Source organism: Ectothiorhodospiraceae bacterium BW-2, from assembly GCA_008375315.1.
Classification (GTDB): domain Bacteria; phylum Pseudomonadota; class Gammaproteobacteria; order Thiohalomonadales; family Thiohalomonadaceae; genus BW-2.
Window position 1 is genome coordinate 499305 of record CP032507.1, and the last position, 14236, is coordinate 513540.

Below are 14236 nucleotides of genomic sequence, written 5' to 3' on the forward strand. Positions count from 1 at the left end.
GCAGGTTAAGGTGGTCAGCGACACACATCTGACCCCTTTTATTCTTTATCCCAACCCGCCCCTTGCACTTCTCCCTCTGTCTCTCTATTATCCCCATCATGATATACAACATCGACCCCAAAGTAGATTGCGTCTTTAAGGCGATATTAGGGCGGTGCGGCCGGCGTCATCTGCTGCGCCACTTTCTTAATGCCATGCTGTCTGCGAGCTGCACCGTTTTGAATTTAAAGGCGATACGGTCTCCAGCGAAGCGCATCGCTGGATCCGCTTCTTTATGGAGGCGCACCGCCTCGATAGCGATAATATACCCTAGTGGATGAGGACTAAAGGTAACCTTACGCCACCATAGCGTGACAGCCCCGGAGCCGGCCTGATAGACTTAAACAGAGGGAGGGAGTGGGCTCGGTTAAGCCGCAGCCTTCAGGGGAACTGACAACGATGCCATCGTCTGCTGATAGTTCCAAGGGAACCACAACTGTGGGTGGCGATTAACCTGATGGGCATAACGCTGTAGCGCCACCAAATAATCAAACGGATTGACCCCGGCCAAATAGCAAGTAGCGACCAGAGAGAGAATGACATCGGCGACACCGGCTCCGCCGAGCGTTCTGAAGAAGAGACTGTTACGCCGTCCCCGAATCACCAGCTTGAGCATGCGCTCCATCTGGTTATTATCGATTTGCGCCCCCTCAATGCGGCAAAATCCGGTCAATTTGTCGTAGTGGTTGAGCAGATAGCGGATCGCTTTGCCCAGCGGACTGTTTTCCTCGACATCGCCACTCTCAATCTGCGCCTCGCCCCACTGTTTGAGCTGCGCCATCAGCGGCAGTGAGTGCTGCTGATGGTAAGCCAGCCGCTCTGCCGGGGTGTACTTCTCCTCCTTGCAGTGAGCATCGTGGCGCCACACCGGGTCGTAGAGCGCTAACACCCATGGGCCGTTATCCGGATGCAGCTCTGCCACATCCACAAACCCCCGCCTACAGTGGCTGTTGCAGAATGTATCGTGTCGCTGTGTTTCATCCAGCACCGTAGGCAGATTGCGACTGAGCGCATCGCACATGATAGTGGGTTTGGGTAACCCAGGATGGCGCAGACGCAGAATCTCATCGATCAACTCTCCGGCATGGCCAATATCGGTCTGGTAGAGCACGATTTGTTGGCCACTCTCCAGTGTCGCGATTACGCCGGAAGTGAAGGTGCCGCTGCGGGATTTAAGTTGACCGCTCCGTCTGTCAGGCTTCAGAATCGTGCCCTGATTCAAAATCCGGTTGTGTGTGTCATCCAGATTGAAGTGGGGCGCATCAGCAGCCAGTTGTTTGAGTGCCTTAAATACCACGAAGCCATCATTGGCGACAGACTCGGTCTGGTCATAGAGTGACGACGCAGTCAGTGGCACCCCTAATATCTGCTGTAGCGTCTGCTGCCGGTGAAGCGGCAGACCGGCAAAGTGGCGGTGAAGCGCGATAATAGCCCGGGCGCTGTAGCCATAGAGCTGATTCATGCCGCCATCTTGCTGAAAATCGTCTGTAGGGGTCGCGGTAAAGTAGGCGCCACAGCTATTGCAGCGCAGCCGCTCGAAAATATGTTCGACCGCACTTAAAGGGGGCTCGCCCTGAATCCGTACCCGTATCACCGGCTGATAGAGGTAGAGCCGGCCATGACCGCATTCTGGGCAGAGCTGTCCCGCCTTCAGCTCATCATGGTTGTGATGGCACTGCAACCGAATCACCCGCTCTGCTTTTTGAGTCGATGGTTTTCTCTTCTTCTTCGGCTTGTCTGACGCAGCTGGCTCGCTGTTGCTGTCGGGTTTTGATGCGGCTGCATCGCTCTTTTGGGTACCATCCGAGTCGTTTGACGCATCGCCATCAGGAATAACCGCAGAGCGTTTCTCTGAGCTGCTGATTATCCCAGCCAGTTTACGCCATTTGTGTATCGTGACATCTTTCAGAGACAATGAGATCTGGTCGCTCTGTGACCATTAACAAAACCCCCAACAGTAGCTGCCTATCGGCTTTAGAGAGGGCCAAATCTTCTGCAATGGCTCTCTCAACACGCTCAATCAGCTCGTCAATCTCGGTTTTACTCAATGTTTTAAACTCTGTCATGGCACTATCTTACCAAATTTGAGAGGAGTTGGCGTAATTGTTGTGCCTTAATCGCACTTATCGGCTCTGCCGGGCGAGGCCAACCCCGGTATTTGCCTTTGGAGAGGCGTTTGGTCATCAGCCAGTAGCCATTGTTCTCATAGACCAGCAGGCGAATCATCGTTTTGGAGCGGTTAATAAAGGCAAACACGGTGCCCGAGCGCGGCTGTTGGCCGAGTTGGTGTTGGCACAGCGCGACAAAGCCGTCGATGCCACGGCGAAAATCAGCCGGTGCTGTCGCTATCATCACCGGAGTCTGTTCTGTGAGGTAGATCATGAGTTAGCTCCCATCTGACTGAGCAGGGGCAGTAGTTGCCGCCATTGTTCCGGTGATAACTCGCCCTCCACACTCAATGGTCGACCGGTAGTGGTTTCGGTCGTCCATTTGAGAGCCAGAAGAGGTTCGCTAGTCGGCTCTGACGGTTCAAGCGCGATGAATCCCGGGATGGTGTCGTTCTCCTCCCGGCTCTTCTTCCAGCTGCTGAGTTGACGGTAATTGATGCGCAGCGCTTTGAGTATGTGGCTCACCGGGTAGTGGCCTATTAACGCTACGGTTTGTTGTTGCAGCGCCTCGGGAATTCGGCTTCGCGCGCTCTTTTCCGGGTTCTCCCGCCAATCTTTAAAGGCCTGCGATACGGCTGCTAGGGTGGGGTTCGGCATCTCTGTTCTCCTCTGTGGTTCATCAGGGGAGTAGTGAAACAAATTTTTCGGGGCTTTTTACGCTATGGTGGCGTAAGGTTACGACTAAAGAGATGAGTCAGGCGCTATGCACCCGCAGAACCTTGTATGCCAAAAAGCAGGATCGCTGCCTCTACTTCTCCCGAATTGAGGCACAACGGGAGCAGATAACCATTCAGCGTGAAAACGATAGGCTGGAGCAGGAGCTACAACAAGCTCAAGCCGAGCGGGAGCAGGCTTTAGCTGAGTTAGCGGGGTTAAAAAAGCAGCTGAATCAGCAGAGTTAAACACGAAAGTCGGGAAAGGGAGCCATTAACAGCCATTACTCCCATCCTCTCCCACAATTAACCGGCTGAATCGTTGGCTTTTCTCCATCCCGTTGCCTACCTCCGCTTAGCTGCCTGTAATCGCGCACAGATTAACTTAGGCTTTAGGCTGAAGGGGGGGGGTTAGCATGGCTGTTGTTTTACCCAAACCACTGCCCCCCTTTTTATGTGCTTTATAGTTATCCGCTCGTTTGTATCCCCTTAAAGGGCACCACTCTCTGCCCGGTTACCCCCGGTTTACACTGTAATACCTGGCCGGAAAGAGGATATTGCTGCAACTGCGAGCGGGATAATCCTTCGCTGGCGGTCGTAATAAACAGAGTATCCAAGTCATCCCCCCCAAAGCAGCAGCTGGTTGGCCTCGGTAGCGGTACATTAATCGTTTGCAGCAGCTCACCTTTGGGGTTGTACTGATTAACTGCTGCCCCACCCCAGTGGCAGTTCCATAAGTTACCGTCGCTATCAAGAGCCCCACCATCCGGCGTTGCAGGAGCTTTTGAGAGGTCGAGCAACAGCTCAACAGAGCTCCACAGTTGGTTACGCCCTCGTTGAAAACAGAATAACCTCTGCTGCCAAGCGTCGATAAGATAGAGCTTTGTCCCATCAGCAGACCAACAGAGAGTATTAGGAATCCCGAGTGAGACGAGATGATCAATCAGCTCCCCTGCAGCGGTAATTTGGTACAGCGAGCCGTCTAAGCCCAGCGGACGCCACGCCATAGAGCCAAACCAGAAGTCACCATTCGGGTCAGTCGCGCCATCGTTAGCACGGAATAGATACGAAAGGGGTAACTTAATCCGACGATGGTAGAAGCCGCTATCTAGGTTCAGATAACCAAAACTTTTATCGGTCACCATCCATAGCCGCTCATCATAACAGCTATCTAACGCTAATGCAGAAGCTGTTTCGGGTAGCGGCCAACAGTTATCATACGACACTTTGGTGGAATCAATCCGCGCGGATGCCATAGCGGTCCTCCGGCTGATAGTGCCGCATGGTCAGAGAAGAGGGTAACAGGAATCGGGTTTGACATAGGGGGTAATAGCTGTAGGATGGAACTGTATCTCCAAATTATCGGGTAGGCGAATCATAAGGTCATCAGGTTGTAACGCTGTAGCTGTGTCAGGCCATCGGGCAGGGTGGCAGCTCCGGGCTAGTCGCTCGCTTCGGTCTGTTCGATCACGACGACATCGAGAAATTGCGGCACTTTGGCCACATCAACTTCTACTTCTACCCGGTACGGGCTGTCGTGACATTGTTGTTGTACCATCAGGCCAAAGAGCCGGTGCCATTGGCGGCGGCGTTGTGGGGTGAGTGGGGACGGGTGACGCTTCATGGGGAAATTGCAGCGTTAAGTTTGTGGGGGTGGCAAGGGGGAGCCGATTAGGTCAGGGGGGGATGGTTGGGTTAGGAGGATGGTGAGATGGTCACAAAATTTAATTCACCTCTGACCCCTTTTATTTTGACCCCTTTTATTTAAACAAGGCCCGGTTAGATTAGGGGGGTTGTGGTTCTGCGTTGAATAATATGTGCCGCTACTCTGACTAAATTGACTCTCGGTTTTCTGGGCATCGGGCGTCACTGTCCTGTCGTTGAGTTAAGAGGACGGTGAAATTGTAACAAAATTTAATTCGTCTCTGACCCCATTTATTCATGACCCCATTTATTCCGCGAATTCAATATGGAGTTTCTTACCAACAGCGTGGGCAACACGCTCCAGAATCTCTATAGTTACAGAAGTATTTTCTGGATCAAGAATCCTGTCTAGCTGAGAACGGCTAGTCTTTAACTTTTCTGCCAAACTCGTTTTGGTAATACTGTTTTCTTCCATAATATCAGCAAGCTGAAGTGCCAATAAGCGTTTGTGTGCTTTCGCTGAGACTTCTTCCAGAATACCTTCTTCTTCGAGAAAATCATCAAAGCTGCTGCCTGTATGTTTATTCATGAACTTATACCTCATCAAACCATTGATCTTTTCGAGCACGAGCCAGGTCAATTTCTTTTTGATGTGTTTTCTGCGATTTTTTGATGAATCCATGCAGTAATATCATGACTCCATCACGGACAGTGAAAAAAGTTCGGGGGCCTTGTTCATCTCTTCGTCAGCTCCCCTCCACCCCTCCCCGCTGGGGGAGGCGAAAAGGGAAGGCGAGGGAGTTATGCCTCATGAGGGTGACGAGACGATGAACAATACCCGGGTTTCGTAGGGGCGGGTTTGAAACCCGCCCCTACACGCCGTGGATTACTGGAAAAAAGGGTCGTCTAAAAAGCACGGTTTGAATCACACTTGGTTGGATGGGCATAATAGAAATCGCAAGGGTGACGAAACGATGAACAAGGCCAGTTCGGGCAATATTGCCATTGCTCAAATTACTCCGCACCTCCCATAGATCAGCTTCCATCTTCCTGACCAATGGCATACCCAAAGGCCAGCGAAACTGCACAAGCATTATATCTTCGCCAATCACTTTCCTATCATCGCGTCCCATATCTTTCAACCAGTTGCGGACTGGCTCGTTACCAGAACTTGTGAGAAAAAAACTGACAGTCAAAATTGGTTCTGTGCTCATGTGGCAAATTGTACCATATAAGGTACATCAATAAATAGTAAATTTTCCTCTTCACTGTATATCTCTAGTAGTTGCTGTACTACGCCATAGATGATCTCATTTGAGTATTGCCGGTAGCGTTGGCTCGCTTGGCGTACCCGTTCGATTTGGTGGCTAAACAGGTGCGACAGGTCATTGCGGGGGGCAGTGTCAATTTGGCTTAAAACGATAAGTTGTATCGTATCACTGCCCCACCGGAGTTGGTAGAGGCCGGTTGTGTTATCTGTGGTCAGGTAGTTGGCCAGTTTTTGCGGGTAGTGGTGGCTAACAGCATAGAGTCCGAAGTCGGTTTGTGGTGGCCGTTTGCCCGCTTCGTTTAGCTGTTTACGATAGCTGACATAGTAACCTATCAGCTCTTTAATTGACCAGTCGGTGAGTGATTCGTGGTGCGATTTAAAGGTCATCAGGTTGTAACGCTGTAGCTGTGTCAGGCCATCGGGCAGGGTGGTTGCTCCCGGCCAGTCGCTCGCTTCGGTCTGTTCGATCACGACTACATCGAGAAATTGCGGCACTTTAGCCACATCAACTTCTACTTCTACCCGGTACGGGCTGTCGTGACATTGTTGTTGTACCATCAGGCCAAATAGCCGGTGCCATTGGCGGCGGCGTTATGGGGTGAGTGGGAACGGGTGACGCTTCATGGGGAAATTGCAGCGTTAAGTTTGTGGGGGTGGCAAGGGGGAGCCGGTTAGGTCAGGGGGGGGATGGTTGGGTTAGGAGGATGGTGAGATGGTCACAAAATTTAATTCACCTCTGACCCCTTTTATTTCCCGTGATCAGGCCACCCTCAATGAGGGCACATTACTTACATCAATTTCACGTTCCGCATGCCAAGCATCATATCCTGCCTGCAAACGCAGCCACAGAGCAGGGCCGTTACCGAACAACTTGCCTAGACGGGCGGCTATTTCAGGCGATACGGGCTTTCGTGCGGCCAATATGGCGTGAAGTTGCTGGCGTGATATCCCCAGCATCTTCGCCACATTGCTCTTGCTGTAATCCAAGTCATCCAGTATGTCCTGGATCACCTCACCGGGATGCGGAGGGCAGCGGTCGTGATTCTGTTTTGCCGAAATAGCCATAGTATTTCCTCATCGCTTAATGGTACTGCTCAAAATCAACCTCGTAGGCATTGCCACCTGTGAATTCAAAAGTGAGGCACCAAGGGCCGTTCACATGAACAGTATAGCGCTTAGGGTTGAAGCCCTACAGAATGTGAAAGTTATAGCCTGGTAAATTAATATCATCAACACCTGCAGCCTCGTTGATCACAGCCAATCGGATCAGTATCCGTTGGTGCATGCGCTTGTCGATCTTGGATTTGCCTGACTGCCATAGTGCCGCCAAGCTTTTGCACTTAAAAGTCTTGATCATGGGATGAAGTATAATCCAACTGGTTACACATGTAAACCAGTTGATTAAATGTGTAACCGTTGGCAGCCATCGGCAGGGTATCAATAGCCAGCATCGCGTCATTCTCTACCCATGCCAGCACTGCTTTGGCTCTCACGCCAGGCCTCTGACCCTGGCATAGTCGATGGGTGTCCTTTATATGTCCGTTATCGTCATCACAAGTAAAGATTACCTAGCGGTTATTGCCGCGTTGAATAATATGTGCCGCTACTCTGACTAAATTGACTCTCGGTTTTCTGGGCATCGGGCGTCACTGTCGTTGAGTTAGGGGGACGGTGAAATTGTAACAAAATTTAATTCGTCTCTGACCCCTTTTATTGTATTGTGACCCCTTTTATTGCTGGATGGCTGACTTGCTTTTGTATTTAAGGCCTTGTTCATCGTTCCGTCAGGCTTGCGGTTTCTATTATTCCCCCCTCCAACCCCCCCCAGCGGGGGAGGGTTGGGGTGGGGGCAAAAAATGGCGAAACGATGAACAAGGCCGTATTTAATATTGAATATATTGAACACACTAAATTATTAAAGGAGGATATTATGAACAGATCAGCCACCACAACGATGACCGTTCGACTCAGTGGCTCACTCCGCGACTTCGTTGCCTCGAACGTGAGCGAGCACGGTGCCTACGAGAACGTTAGCGAATATGTACGCGACCTGATCCGGCGCGACAAAGAACGAAAGGAAACGGAAACATTTGAGCGCCTCAAAGCCGAACTGAAACACGCCTATGCAGCACCCGAAACAACCTATCACCTGCTGACCGCGGCGGAAGTGATCGCACGCAATAAAGTCTAACAGGTCATGCCCAAAACCAGTATCCGCATTCAGGAAGCTGCGTCCTACCGGATTGACGAAATTTACCGTTATACCCGTGACCGTTGGGGTACTTTTATTATGATTTCCCGGGCGGGACTTTAACCCGCTAGAACGATTGTTGTTACTGCGAACGTTCTGCCCCCTTTTGACCCTTTATTCTGTCGTTGAATTAAGGGTATGTTGAGTGGATAATGGACACATGATAATTGATAATAGACATGTTTCTTTTTTTAAATCAATGGGTTAGCGAGAGAGAAATTCCAGATTCCAGCGCATATTCCTAGTATTTTGCTATATAACTTGACGGAATGAGTTCTTAATCTATCAGCTAAAGCTCTAAAACGTTTTAGCCCACCAATGCTATGTTCAACGAAAATCCTCTCAGAACCAACCATTTTATTTTCTGCTTTTTGCTCATCTGTCAATGAGCCATTTTTAGGTTTTTTATGTGGAATTTTTATTGAGTTAAAATCATAAACAGACTCAATACCAAGAAACCCTAAATCAACATTTGCATTCATATTTTCAAACCAGTTTTCCATCGGATCAAATTCTTGCTTCATCATTGAAAAATCATGTACACTACCTGCATATGGCATACTTATATATGGGATATTTCTTCCAGAGGTTGCAATCACTAAAGCCTTTACTGTATGCCTTTTTTTTTACCTGAAAAATGTTCTTTTTGTCTATCATATTCTGATGGTCTTTGTTTCGGTTGCTCGGTTGCGTCTATGAGTATGTTTTCGATATTATTTTTCTCAAAAAACTCTTTAAATTCAGTGGGATCCTTAAATTTTCTAATTGGCATACATTCTAACTCATTTAATGCGTGCTCCAAAACAGAGAGACCAAATGCTTGAATTTTGTGCGCATAAGATGATGATATTCCAGCCACAAAACCCAAGTTATCATAAGTTAATCCACTCTTTAAACTGAACAGCGTAAAAAATAAAAGTTCCTCTGTGTTTTTGATACAGAATTCATCACCAATTTCAATCGTATTTTTAAGTAATTTCGATTCGATAATACTAGAGTGGCTTTTTTCGAAAGTTTCCAAAATTAAGTAAAACTGCTTTTTCTTTATGCCAGTAGCAGCAGCCCAACCTCTATCAGTATTTAACTCTGATGTGCTAAATTTCATCATTAAAACCTTTCAAAAAATTGTTTAAAAAAATTAATTATAAACTATATGGTTTGATTGGGAAACAACTTTAATGTTTTTGCGCCCTATGTGGAAGAGGATACCGAATTATGCAAGTAACATTGGATTTACCCGATGATGTCGGGCGAGAATTGAAAGCGCTGGCGAACCCGGAATTGTTTGTTACCGACTTGATCAGAGCAGCACGGCAATCCCGCAAACCGACACAAAAACGTCCGTTAGGAGCGTTAAAAGGACGCATGAAAGTCACATTTCAAGAAAATTTCAAAATGACTGATGAAGAATTTTTGCAGTCATGAACGGTTTTCTGCTCGATATTCATATGTTTTTGTGGTCGCTCAATGCGGAAGAAAAACTCGGTGACAAGGCCCATGAATTATTGTCCATGCCGGAAAATCCAGTATATGTCAGCAGCATAATGTTTTGGGAAATCTCATTGAAAACCGCACTGGGAAAATTAACTCTGGAAAACTATACACCGGATGAGTTACCTGCAATTGCGGAAAGCATCATGGGCTACCAAATTTTGCCGCTGGAAGCGCAAGAAGCCGCGACATTTTATCAACTACCGTTAATACACCGAGACCCCTTTGATCGGATGCTGATTTGGCAGGCGATTTCCACGAAATTGATTTTGGTAGCAAAAGAGAGTGAGTTCGGCGCATACGCGAAATATGGTTTGCAGACAGTGTGGTAGGTTGAAAAAAGTGTGTGTCCTACAGTCAATAAATAAGGAGGATATATCAAGAAAAGCAAGTTGACGTCAGAACAATAATAGACTTATTGCATACCCACTCTGTTTACCCTCATTTATTTTTCTTTAAACACATCATTCCATTGGACGTCTTCATCCTTATCATTGGCAAAGAAACATTCAATTGAAGCCATTTCCAGTGGGTCTTGCCTATCTTTAATCACCGGTTTATTAATGGAATGTATCCCTGAATCATCGTTTATCTCTTCTGTGACAGCTTTACTCATATCTGCTCTCTGGGCATGGGCTTTCACTGTCGTTGAGTTATGACCCCATTTATTTTATGAGACAACATCAGGTTCATGCGGCCGAGCCGTTAAGTCAACACCAAGGGCTCGCGTCACGGCCAGTAGAGTCTTCAATGTCGGGTTGCCCTGCGCACTAAATGAACGATACAACTGCTCACGAGAAAGTCCTGTTTCCCGGGCAAGATCACTCATACCTTTAGCCCGTGCCACGACTCCCATCGCCTTGGCAATATAGGCAGAATCACCTGTTTCCAGTGCATCTGCCAGAAAAACAGCGACTGCCTCATCGTTTTCCAGTGCTTCTGCCGGATCGTAATCAAATATTTTATCGCTCATCATTCATCCCCCACTCTTCTGCAAGGCGCTGTGCTATCTCAATATCGCGTTGCTGCGTACTCTTGTCGCCACTGCACAGTAAAATGACGATCTCGCTTCCTCGTCGCTTAAAGTAGATGCGATAGCCGGGACCATAATGAATTCGTAGTTCACTGAGACCCTGGCCGACTGGCTGAACATCCCCTGGCAAGCCATTAGCTAAACGGAATATACGCGCTGCAATCGTCGCTTTAGCACGCTGATCCCGTAGTTTGCGTTCCCACTTACGGTAATTATCAGTCTGTTTGATTTCAAGCATAGGCAATTGTAGTCCATAAACTACAATCATTCAATGATACCGACTCAGCCGGAGCCAACAAGGTAGTGGTGGCTAACAGCATAGAGTCCGAAGTCGGTTTGTGGTGGCCGTTTGCCCGCTTCGCTCAGCTGTTTACGATAGCTGACATAGCATGTAGGTCGGGTTAGCATAGCGTAACCCGACAGCGAAGTTGCAGCGCAGCCTCCCCCCCACTACACGCTGCCTGATGATTTGGGCAAACCGGCTGAAGCGTTGGTTTTTCGCCATCCCGTTCGCCTCCCCCGCTTAGCTGCCTGTAATCGCGTACCGGTTAGGTGTTCTATTTCGGCAATAAACCGTTCATTACCCAGTGCCAGGCCTTTATTCGTTGCCTTTCGAATATCATCTATCAGTTGCCCGTCAATTTGATATTTAAACAGGTCACGATAGTTGTGTTGTCGCTCTTTATCGGTGTGACCGAGTCTGAGGTAGCTTGAATGGGGGGTTAGCATGGCTATGGTTTTACCCAAACCATTCCCCTGATAGCTTGACCAGCTATAGTTGGCCGGGTCATCGACCATGCCGGCTCTGACCGGGTTTAGTTCTATGTAACGGTAAAGCTGCAGCAAGTAGCGCTCTTCCTGCACTAAGCAGGAGCGAAAACGCCCTTCCCATAGGGTGCCTGACCGTTTATAGCTGCGGTTAAAGTATTGGACATAGCGACGCCCCACGGCTTGCATCATTGCGGAGAGGGCTGTAGCGCTGCCGGGGGTGCAGAGCAGGTGAACATGGTTGGTCATCAGTACCCAGCTGTGGAGTGAGACTTCGAATTGCTTGGCATAGTCTTTTAGCCAGGTGAGATAAACCCGCATATCGTCATCACAGGCAAAGATAACCTGGCGGTTATTGCCGCGTTGAATAATGTGTGCCGCTACTCCGGCTAAATTGACTCTCGGTTTTCTGGGCATGAGCTTTCACTGTCGTTGAGTTAAGGGGACGGTGAAATTGTAACAAAATTTAATTCGTCTCTGACCCCTTTTATTAACGCATGGCAGCCCTGGCCGCATCTGCCAGAAATCCCGAGCGCGTAGCCCCGTGCGTGCGTGCGTAGTCATCGATCTTAGCCAACAGACGACGAGGGAGAGTGATATTGATCTTCTCCGACCGACCATCATACCGCGATACATCCACATCAACTGCCGCCCACACGCCGTCTGCATAGTCTGGATTGGTGCGATGTTCAGCAATAGCTCTGGGTACAGGAACCTCGCCACCATCTTCTGTTAGCCCTTCAAGATGCAGGTCGATGGCTTCAAGAACCGAATCCAGGGCAGAATCAAAGGAGTCGCCAGATGAGAAGCAGCCAGGCAAATCAGGCACAGTCACGCCAAAGCGCACACCATCATCAGAGTGCAAAACAACCGGGAAACGCATTGTAACCTCCTATTTCCAACCCGCCTGTTTACGAATGCTGTTAAGTGTACCGGCAGGAATGTCACTGTCAGGATGCTTCACAGTCACCAAGCCAGGCTTGTTCGGGTGCTTGAACTGGTGATGCGAGCCTTTCACTCGCGCCAAAAACCAGTCGTCGGCTTCCAATTGCTTGATGATCTGTTTGCTGTTCATGGTGGTTATTATAACCACCTAGCAAAGATGTTCAACACCATACCTACCATTTAACGAAATGGGTGTCCTGTAGTTGCAGAGCAGGTGAACATGGTTGGTCATGAGTACCCAGCTGTGGAGTGAGACTTCGAATTGCTTGGCATAGTCTTTTAGCCAGGTGAGATAAACCCGCATATCGCCATCACAGGCAAAGATTACCTAGCGGTTATTGCCGCGTTGAATAATGTGTGCCGCTACTCCGGCTAAATTGACTCTCGGTTTTCCGAGCATCTGGCGTCACTGTCGTTGAATTAGGGGGACGGTGAAATTGTAACAAAATTTAATTCGTCTCTGACCCCTTTTATTCCTTTTATTCTATCTCGCCGACCACTTGGTGCTGTGCTATCATGTATTTACAATGTAACACATGAGGGCAGCAGCATGAGCGAAGTCACTTTTACCTTTCGGGTCGATGAGGCGCTGAAAACCCAGTTCTCCACAGCCGCGAAGGAACGCGACCGTACTGGCGCGCAACTCCTACGCGACTTCATGCGCGAGTATGTGCGACATCAGGAAGATGCTGCCGAGCATGACGCTTGGTTCCGTCGCCAAGTGCAAATCGGCCTGAATTCTGCCAACAACGGCAACTTGATTCCCTCGGTCGAAGCAGAAGCCAAGTTCGCGGCAAAGCGAGCCGCAACACACCGCCGGATTGACGCCTTCAAATGAGGCAACTTTTCTGGACGCCAGAGGCGATACAAGACCGCGACGAAATCTATGACTACATCGAGGCTGACAACCCGGCCGCAGCGCTGGCTCTCGATGAACTATTTGAAGAGAAGGCTGGCCGCTTGGTCGATCACCCCAACCTTGGCCGGCCGGGTCGCATTGCCGTAACGCGTGAACTGGTCGCGCATCAAAATTACATTCTGGTCTATGACATAACCGGCGATATGGTGCGCATGCTGCGCGTCTTGCACGCGGCTATACAGTGGCCGTCAGTGCGGGATTAGTACCTTATATATAAGGTCTGGCAGGAGCAAAAAACAGATAGCGTACACCGTCAATCATGTGATGAGACTTGTAGCTTCGGTTGTTAAACCCGGGTTTATCCCACGGCAATCCAGGGCGCGTGACGGCAATAATCTCTTTACCCGCCCGGGTGAGTGCTGTTGCAATGGCATGGCTGCGGGTTGCGTAGCCGTTAGAGGAGAACGGCATGGAGTGGTTAAGACAGTAGAGCAGTCGTCCCGGTTTGCGCCAAAATTTCGGACTTAACGGTGGGTGCTGCGGAGAATGAAGACATGCAAAAAGATTATGCATAATCAGTGTGACAATGTTCCAGCTGCAACGAACTCAGCAACCCAACATTAGCAGCGCCAAGAACATCGTAATAATTTGCTTTTGCTCCTTGGATTTGTCGCCAACAAGAATTAATTCAGTTCTGATCCCATTTATTTTAACGAACTTCATTCAGCAAATCGGGGTGACGATCCAGAACTCTGAGCAGTTTGACCAAGGCGAGAGGCGGTTTGGTCTTACCGCTCTCGTATCGCGAGAATGCATTAACCCCCCCACCGAAGATTTCGGCCGCTTCCTTCTGACCAAGGTTAAGTTTCTTGCGCACGGTGACAACGAAAATGGGGTCAACAATCGTCGAATTCACCTGCCGATTGAAATCCTGCATTTCACGCATGACACGATCCGTCTCAGCCATATCGGTGACAGACTCATCGCATGCCGGGCAGAAATCCCCCGTAACAGCAGGGATTACTGTGGATTCACCTTTGTAGGTGTAAGTGATGTCGCGAGTATCGTGGATTAGTTCCGCTGCGCCGCAAACAGGACATTTCATGTTCATAGCT

General features: G+C 49.1%; 25 protein-coding genes and 2 pseudogenes. 7 read left to right on the forward strand and 20 right to left on the reverse strand.

The features are described from left to right. Positions 1-406: 406 nt before the first annotated feature. The 4 genes from D5085_02225 to D5085_02240 are packed head-to-tail and all read right to left on the reverse strand — an operon-like array spanning position 407 to position 2804. The gene (locus D5085_02225; protein QEP42060.1) at positions 407-1960 is read right to left on the reverse strand and encodes an IS66 family transposase; all 1554 of its coding nucleotides are present in this window, start codon (positions 1958-1960) and stop codon (positions 407-409) included. Next, complete coding sequence (locus tag D5085_02230; GenBank protein ID QEP42061.1) at positions 1917-2105, reverse strand: hypothetical protein; 189 nt, start codon at positions 2103-2105, stop codon at positions 1917-1919. The genes D5085_02225 and D5085_02230 overlap by 44 nt, the downstream gene beginning before the upstream one ends. A gap of 4 nt (positions 2106-2109) precedes the next feature. Continuing rightward, positions 2110-2421, reverse strand: coding sequence for a transposase (locus D5085_02235; GenBank protein ID QEP42062.1), 312 nt, complete (start codon positions 2419-2421; stop codon positions 2110-2112). After that, the gene (locus tag D5085_02240; protein ID QEP42063.1) at positions 2418-2804 is read right to left on the reverse strand and encodes a hypothetical protein; all 387 of its coding nucleotides are present in this window, start codon (positions 2802-2804) and stop codon (positions 2418-2420) included. Before D5085_02240 ends, D5085_02235 begins: the two co-directional genes overlap by 4 nt. Positions 2805-2896: 92 nt before the next feature. On the opposite strand from D5085_02240, the gene D5085_02245 reads away from it, so the two are divergent. Then, positions 2897-3109 carry a hypothetical protein gene (locus D5085_02245; protein QEP42064.1) on the forward strand — a complete coding sequence of 71 codons (213 nt, stop codon included), beginning with the start codon at positions 2897-2899 and terminating at the stop codon, positions 3107-3109. Between the two features lie 218 nt (positions 3110-3327). Here D5085_02245 and D5085_02250 read toward each other — a convergent pair whose 3' ends face one another. The 7 genes and pseudogenes from D5085_02250 to D5085_02280 form a co-directional block, all read right to left on the reverse strand. Beyond that, positions 3328-4116 (reverse strand): hypothetical protein, encoded by a 789-nt coding sequence (locus D5085_02250; GenBank protein ID QEP42065.1) that lies wholly within the window; start codon positions 4114-4116, stop codon positions 3328-3330. A 695-nt stretch (positions 4117-4811) separates the two neighbouring features. Then, positions 4812-5093 carry a Fis family transcriptional regulator gene (locus D5085_02255; GenBank protein QEP45017.1) on the reverse strand — a complete coding sequence of 94 codons (282 nt, stop codon included), beginning with the start codon at positions 5091-5093 and terminating at the stop codon, positions 4812-4814. 4 nt (positions 5094-5097) lie between these two features. After that, positions 5098-5199 carry a hypothetical protein gene (locus tag D5085_02260; GenBank protein QEP42066.1) on the reverse strand — a complete coding sequence of 34 codons (102 nt, stop codon included), beginning with the start codon at positions 5197-5199 and terminating at the stop codon, positions 5098-5100. A 177-nt stretch (positions 5200-5376) separates the two neighbouring features. After that, positions 5377-5718, reverse strand: coding sequence for a hypothetical protein (locus D5085_02265; protein QEP42067.1), 342 nt, complete (start codon positions 5716-5718; stop codon positions 5377-5379). Then, a complete protein-coding gene (locus D5085_02270; GenBank protein ID QEP42068.1) occupies positions 5715-6278 on the reverse strand; it encodes a hypothetical protein in 564 nt (187 codons plus the stop codon). The genes D5085_02265 and D5085_02270 overlap by 4 nt, the downstream gene beginning before the upstream one ends. Positions 6279-6533: 255 nt before the next feature. Next, on the reverse strand, positions 6534-6839 hold the full coding sequence (gene higA, locus D5085_02275) for an addiction module antidote protein, HigA family (protein ID QEP42069.1): 306 nt from the start codon (positions 6837-6839) through the stop codon (positions 6534-6536). A 16-nt stretch (positions 6840-6855) separates the two neighbouring features. After that, positions 6856-7131, reverse strand: a pseudogene (locus tag D5085_02280) (plasmid maintenance system killer). A 573-nt stretch (positions 7132-7704) separates the two neighbouring features. Between D5085_02280 and D5085_02285 the strand changes: the two are divergent. Together D5085_02285 and D5085_02290 are read left to right on the forward strand one after the other, a co-directional pair. Then, positions 7705-7965: an addiction module antitoxin gene (locus D5085_02285; GenBank protein QEP45018.1), complete on the forward strand. Its 261-nt coding sequence runs from the start codon at positions 7705-7707 to the stop codon at positions 7963-7965. A 6-nt stretch (positions 7966-7971) separates the two neighbouring features. After that, positions 7972-8058, forward strand: a pseudogene (locus D5085_02290) (type II toxin-antitoxin system RelE/ParE family toxin). Between the two features lie 158 nt (positions 8059-8216). Here the strand turns inward: D5085_02290 and D5085_02295 are convergent. Then, positions 8217-8624, reverse strand: coding sequence for a hypothetical protein (locus D5085_02295; GenBank protein ID QEP42070.1), 408 nt, complete (start codon positions 8622-8624; stop codon positions 8217-8219). A gap of 8 nt (positions 8625-8632) precedes the next feature. Continuing rightward, complete coding sequence (locus D5085_02300) at positions 8633-9130, reverse strand: transposase family protein (GenBank protein ID QEP42071.1); 498 nt, start codon at positions 9128-9130, stop codon at positions 8633-8635. Positions 9131-9240: 110 nt separating this feature from the next. On the opposite strand from D5085_02300, the gene D5085_02305 reads away from it, so the two are divergent. Together D5085_02305 and D5085_02310 are read left to right on the forward strand one after the other, a co-directional pair. After that, positions 9241-9450 carry a hypothetical protein gene (locus tag D5085_02305; protein QEP42072.1) on the forward strand — a complete coding sequence of 70 codons (210 nt, stop codon included), beginning with the start codon at positions 9241-9243 and terminating at the stop codon, positions 9448-9450. Continuing rightward, positions 9447-9848 carry a type II toxin-antitoxin system VapC family toxin gene (locus D5085_02310; protein ID QEP42073.1) on the forward strand — a complete coding sequence of 134 codons (402 nt, stop codon included), beginning with the start codon at positions 9447-9449 and terminating at the stop codon, positions 9846-9848. Before D5085_02305 ends, D5085_02310 begins: the two co-directional genes overlap by 4 nt. A gap of 338 nt (positions 9849-10186) precedes the next feature. On the opposite strand, the gene D5085_02315 is transcribed toward D5085_02310, so the two are convergent. From D5085_02315 to D5085_02340, 6 genes are all read right to left on the reverse strand, one after another. After that, positions 10187-10489 (reverse strand): putative addiction module antidote protein, encoded by a 303-nt coding sequence (locus tag D5085_02315; protein QEP45019.1) that lies wholly within the window; start codon positions 10487-10489, stop codon positions 10187-10189. After that, positions 10479-10787 (reverse strand): type II toxin-antitoxin system RelE/ParE family toxin, encoded by a 309-nt coding sequence (locus D5085_02320; protein QEP45020.1) that lies wholly within the window; start codon positions 10785-10787, stop codon positions 10479-10481. The genes D5085_02315 and D5085_02320 overlap by 11 nt, the downstream gene beginning before the upstream one ends. A gap of 212 nt (positions 10788-10999) precedes the next feature. After that, positions 11000-11734, reverse strand: coding sequence for a transposase (locus tag D5085_02325; GenBank protein ID QEP42074.1), 735 nt, complete (start codon positions 11732-11734; stop codon positions 11000-11002). Between the two features lie 73 nt (positions 11735-11807). Continuing rightward, complete coding sequence (locus D5085_02330) at positions 11808-12200, reverse strand: type II toxin-antitoxin system HicB family antitoxin (protein QEP42075.1); 393 nt, start codon at positions 12198-12200, stop codon at positions 11808-11810. A gap of 9 nt (positions 12201-12209) precedes the next feature. Continuing rightward, the gene (locus D5085_02335; protein ID QEP45021.1) at positions 12210-12392 is read right to left on the reverse strand and encodes a type II toxin-antitoxin system HicA family toxin; all 183 of its coding nucleotides are present in this window, start codon (positions 12390-12392) and stop codon (positions 12210-12212) included. Positions 12393-12410: 18 nt separating this feature from the next. Further along, a complete protein-coding gene (locus D5085_02340) occupies positions 12411-12566 on the reverse strand; it encodes a hypothetical protein (GenBank protein ID QEP42076.1) in 156 nt (51 codons plus the stop codon). Positions 12567-12812: 246 nt separating this feature from the next. Here D5085_02340 and D5085_02345 point away from each other — a divergent pair, with 246 nt between their 5' ends. Both D5085_02345 and D5085_02350 read left to right on the forward strand, forming a co-directional pair. Continuing rightward, entirely contained in the window at positions 12813-13100 is a 288-nt protein-coding gene (locus D5085_02345; GenBank protein ID QEP42077.1) for a hypothetical protein, read from the forward strand. Then, the gene (locus D5085_02350) at positions 13097-13384 is read left to right on the forward strand and encodes a type II toxin-antitoxin system RelE/ParE family toxin (protein QEP42078.1); all 288 of its coding nucleotides are present in this window, start codon (positions 13097-13099) and stop codon (positions 13382-13384) included. The genes D5085_02345 and D5085_02350 overlap by 4 nt, the downstream gene beginning before the upstream one ends. Before the next feature lie 446 nt (positions 13385-13830). Here D5085_02350 and D5085_02355 read toward each other — a convergent pair whose 3' ends face one another. Beyond that, a complete protein-coding gene (locus D5085_02355) occupies positions 13831-14226 on the reverse strand; it encodes a type II toxin-antitoxin system MqsA family antitoxin (protein ID QEP42079.1) in 396 nt (131 codons plus the stop codon). Positions 14227-14236: the final 10 nt, after the last annotated feature.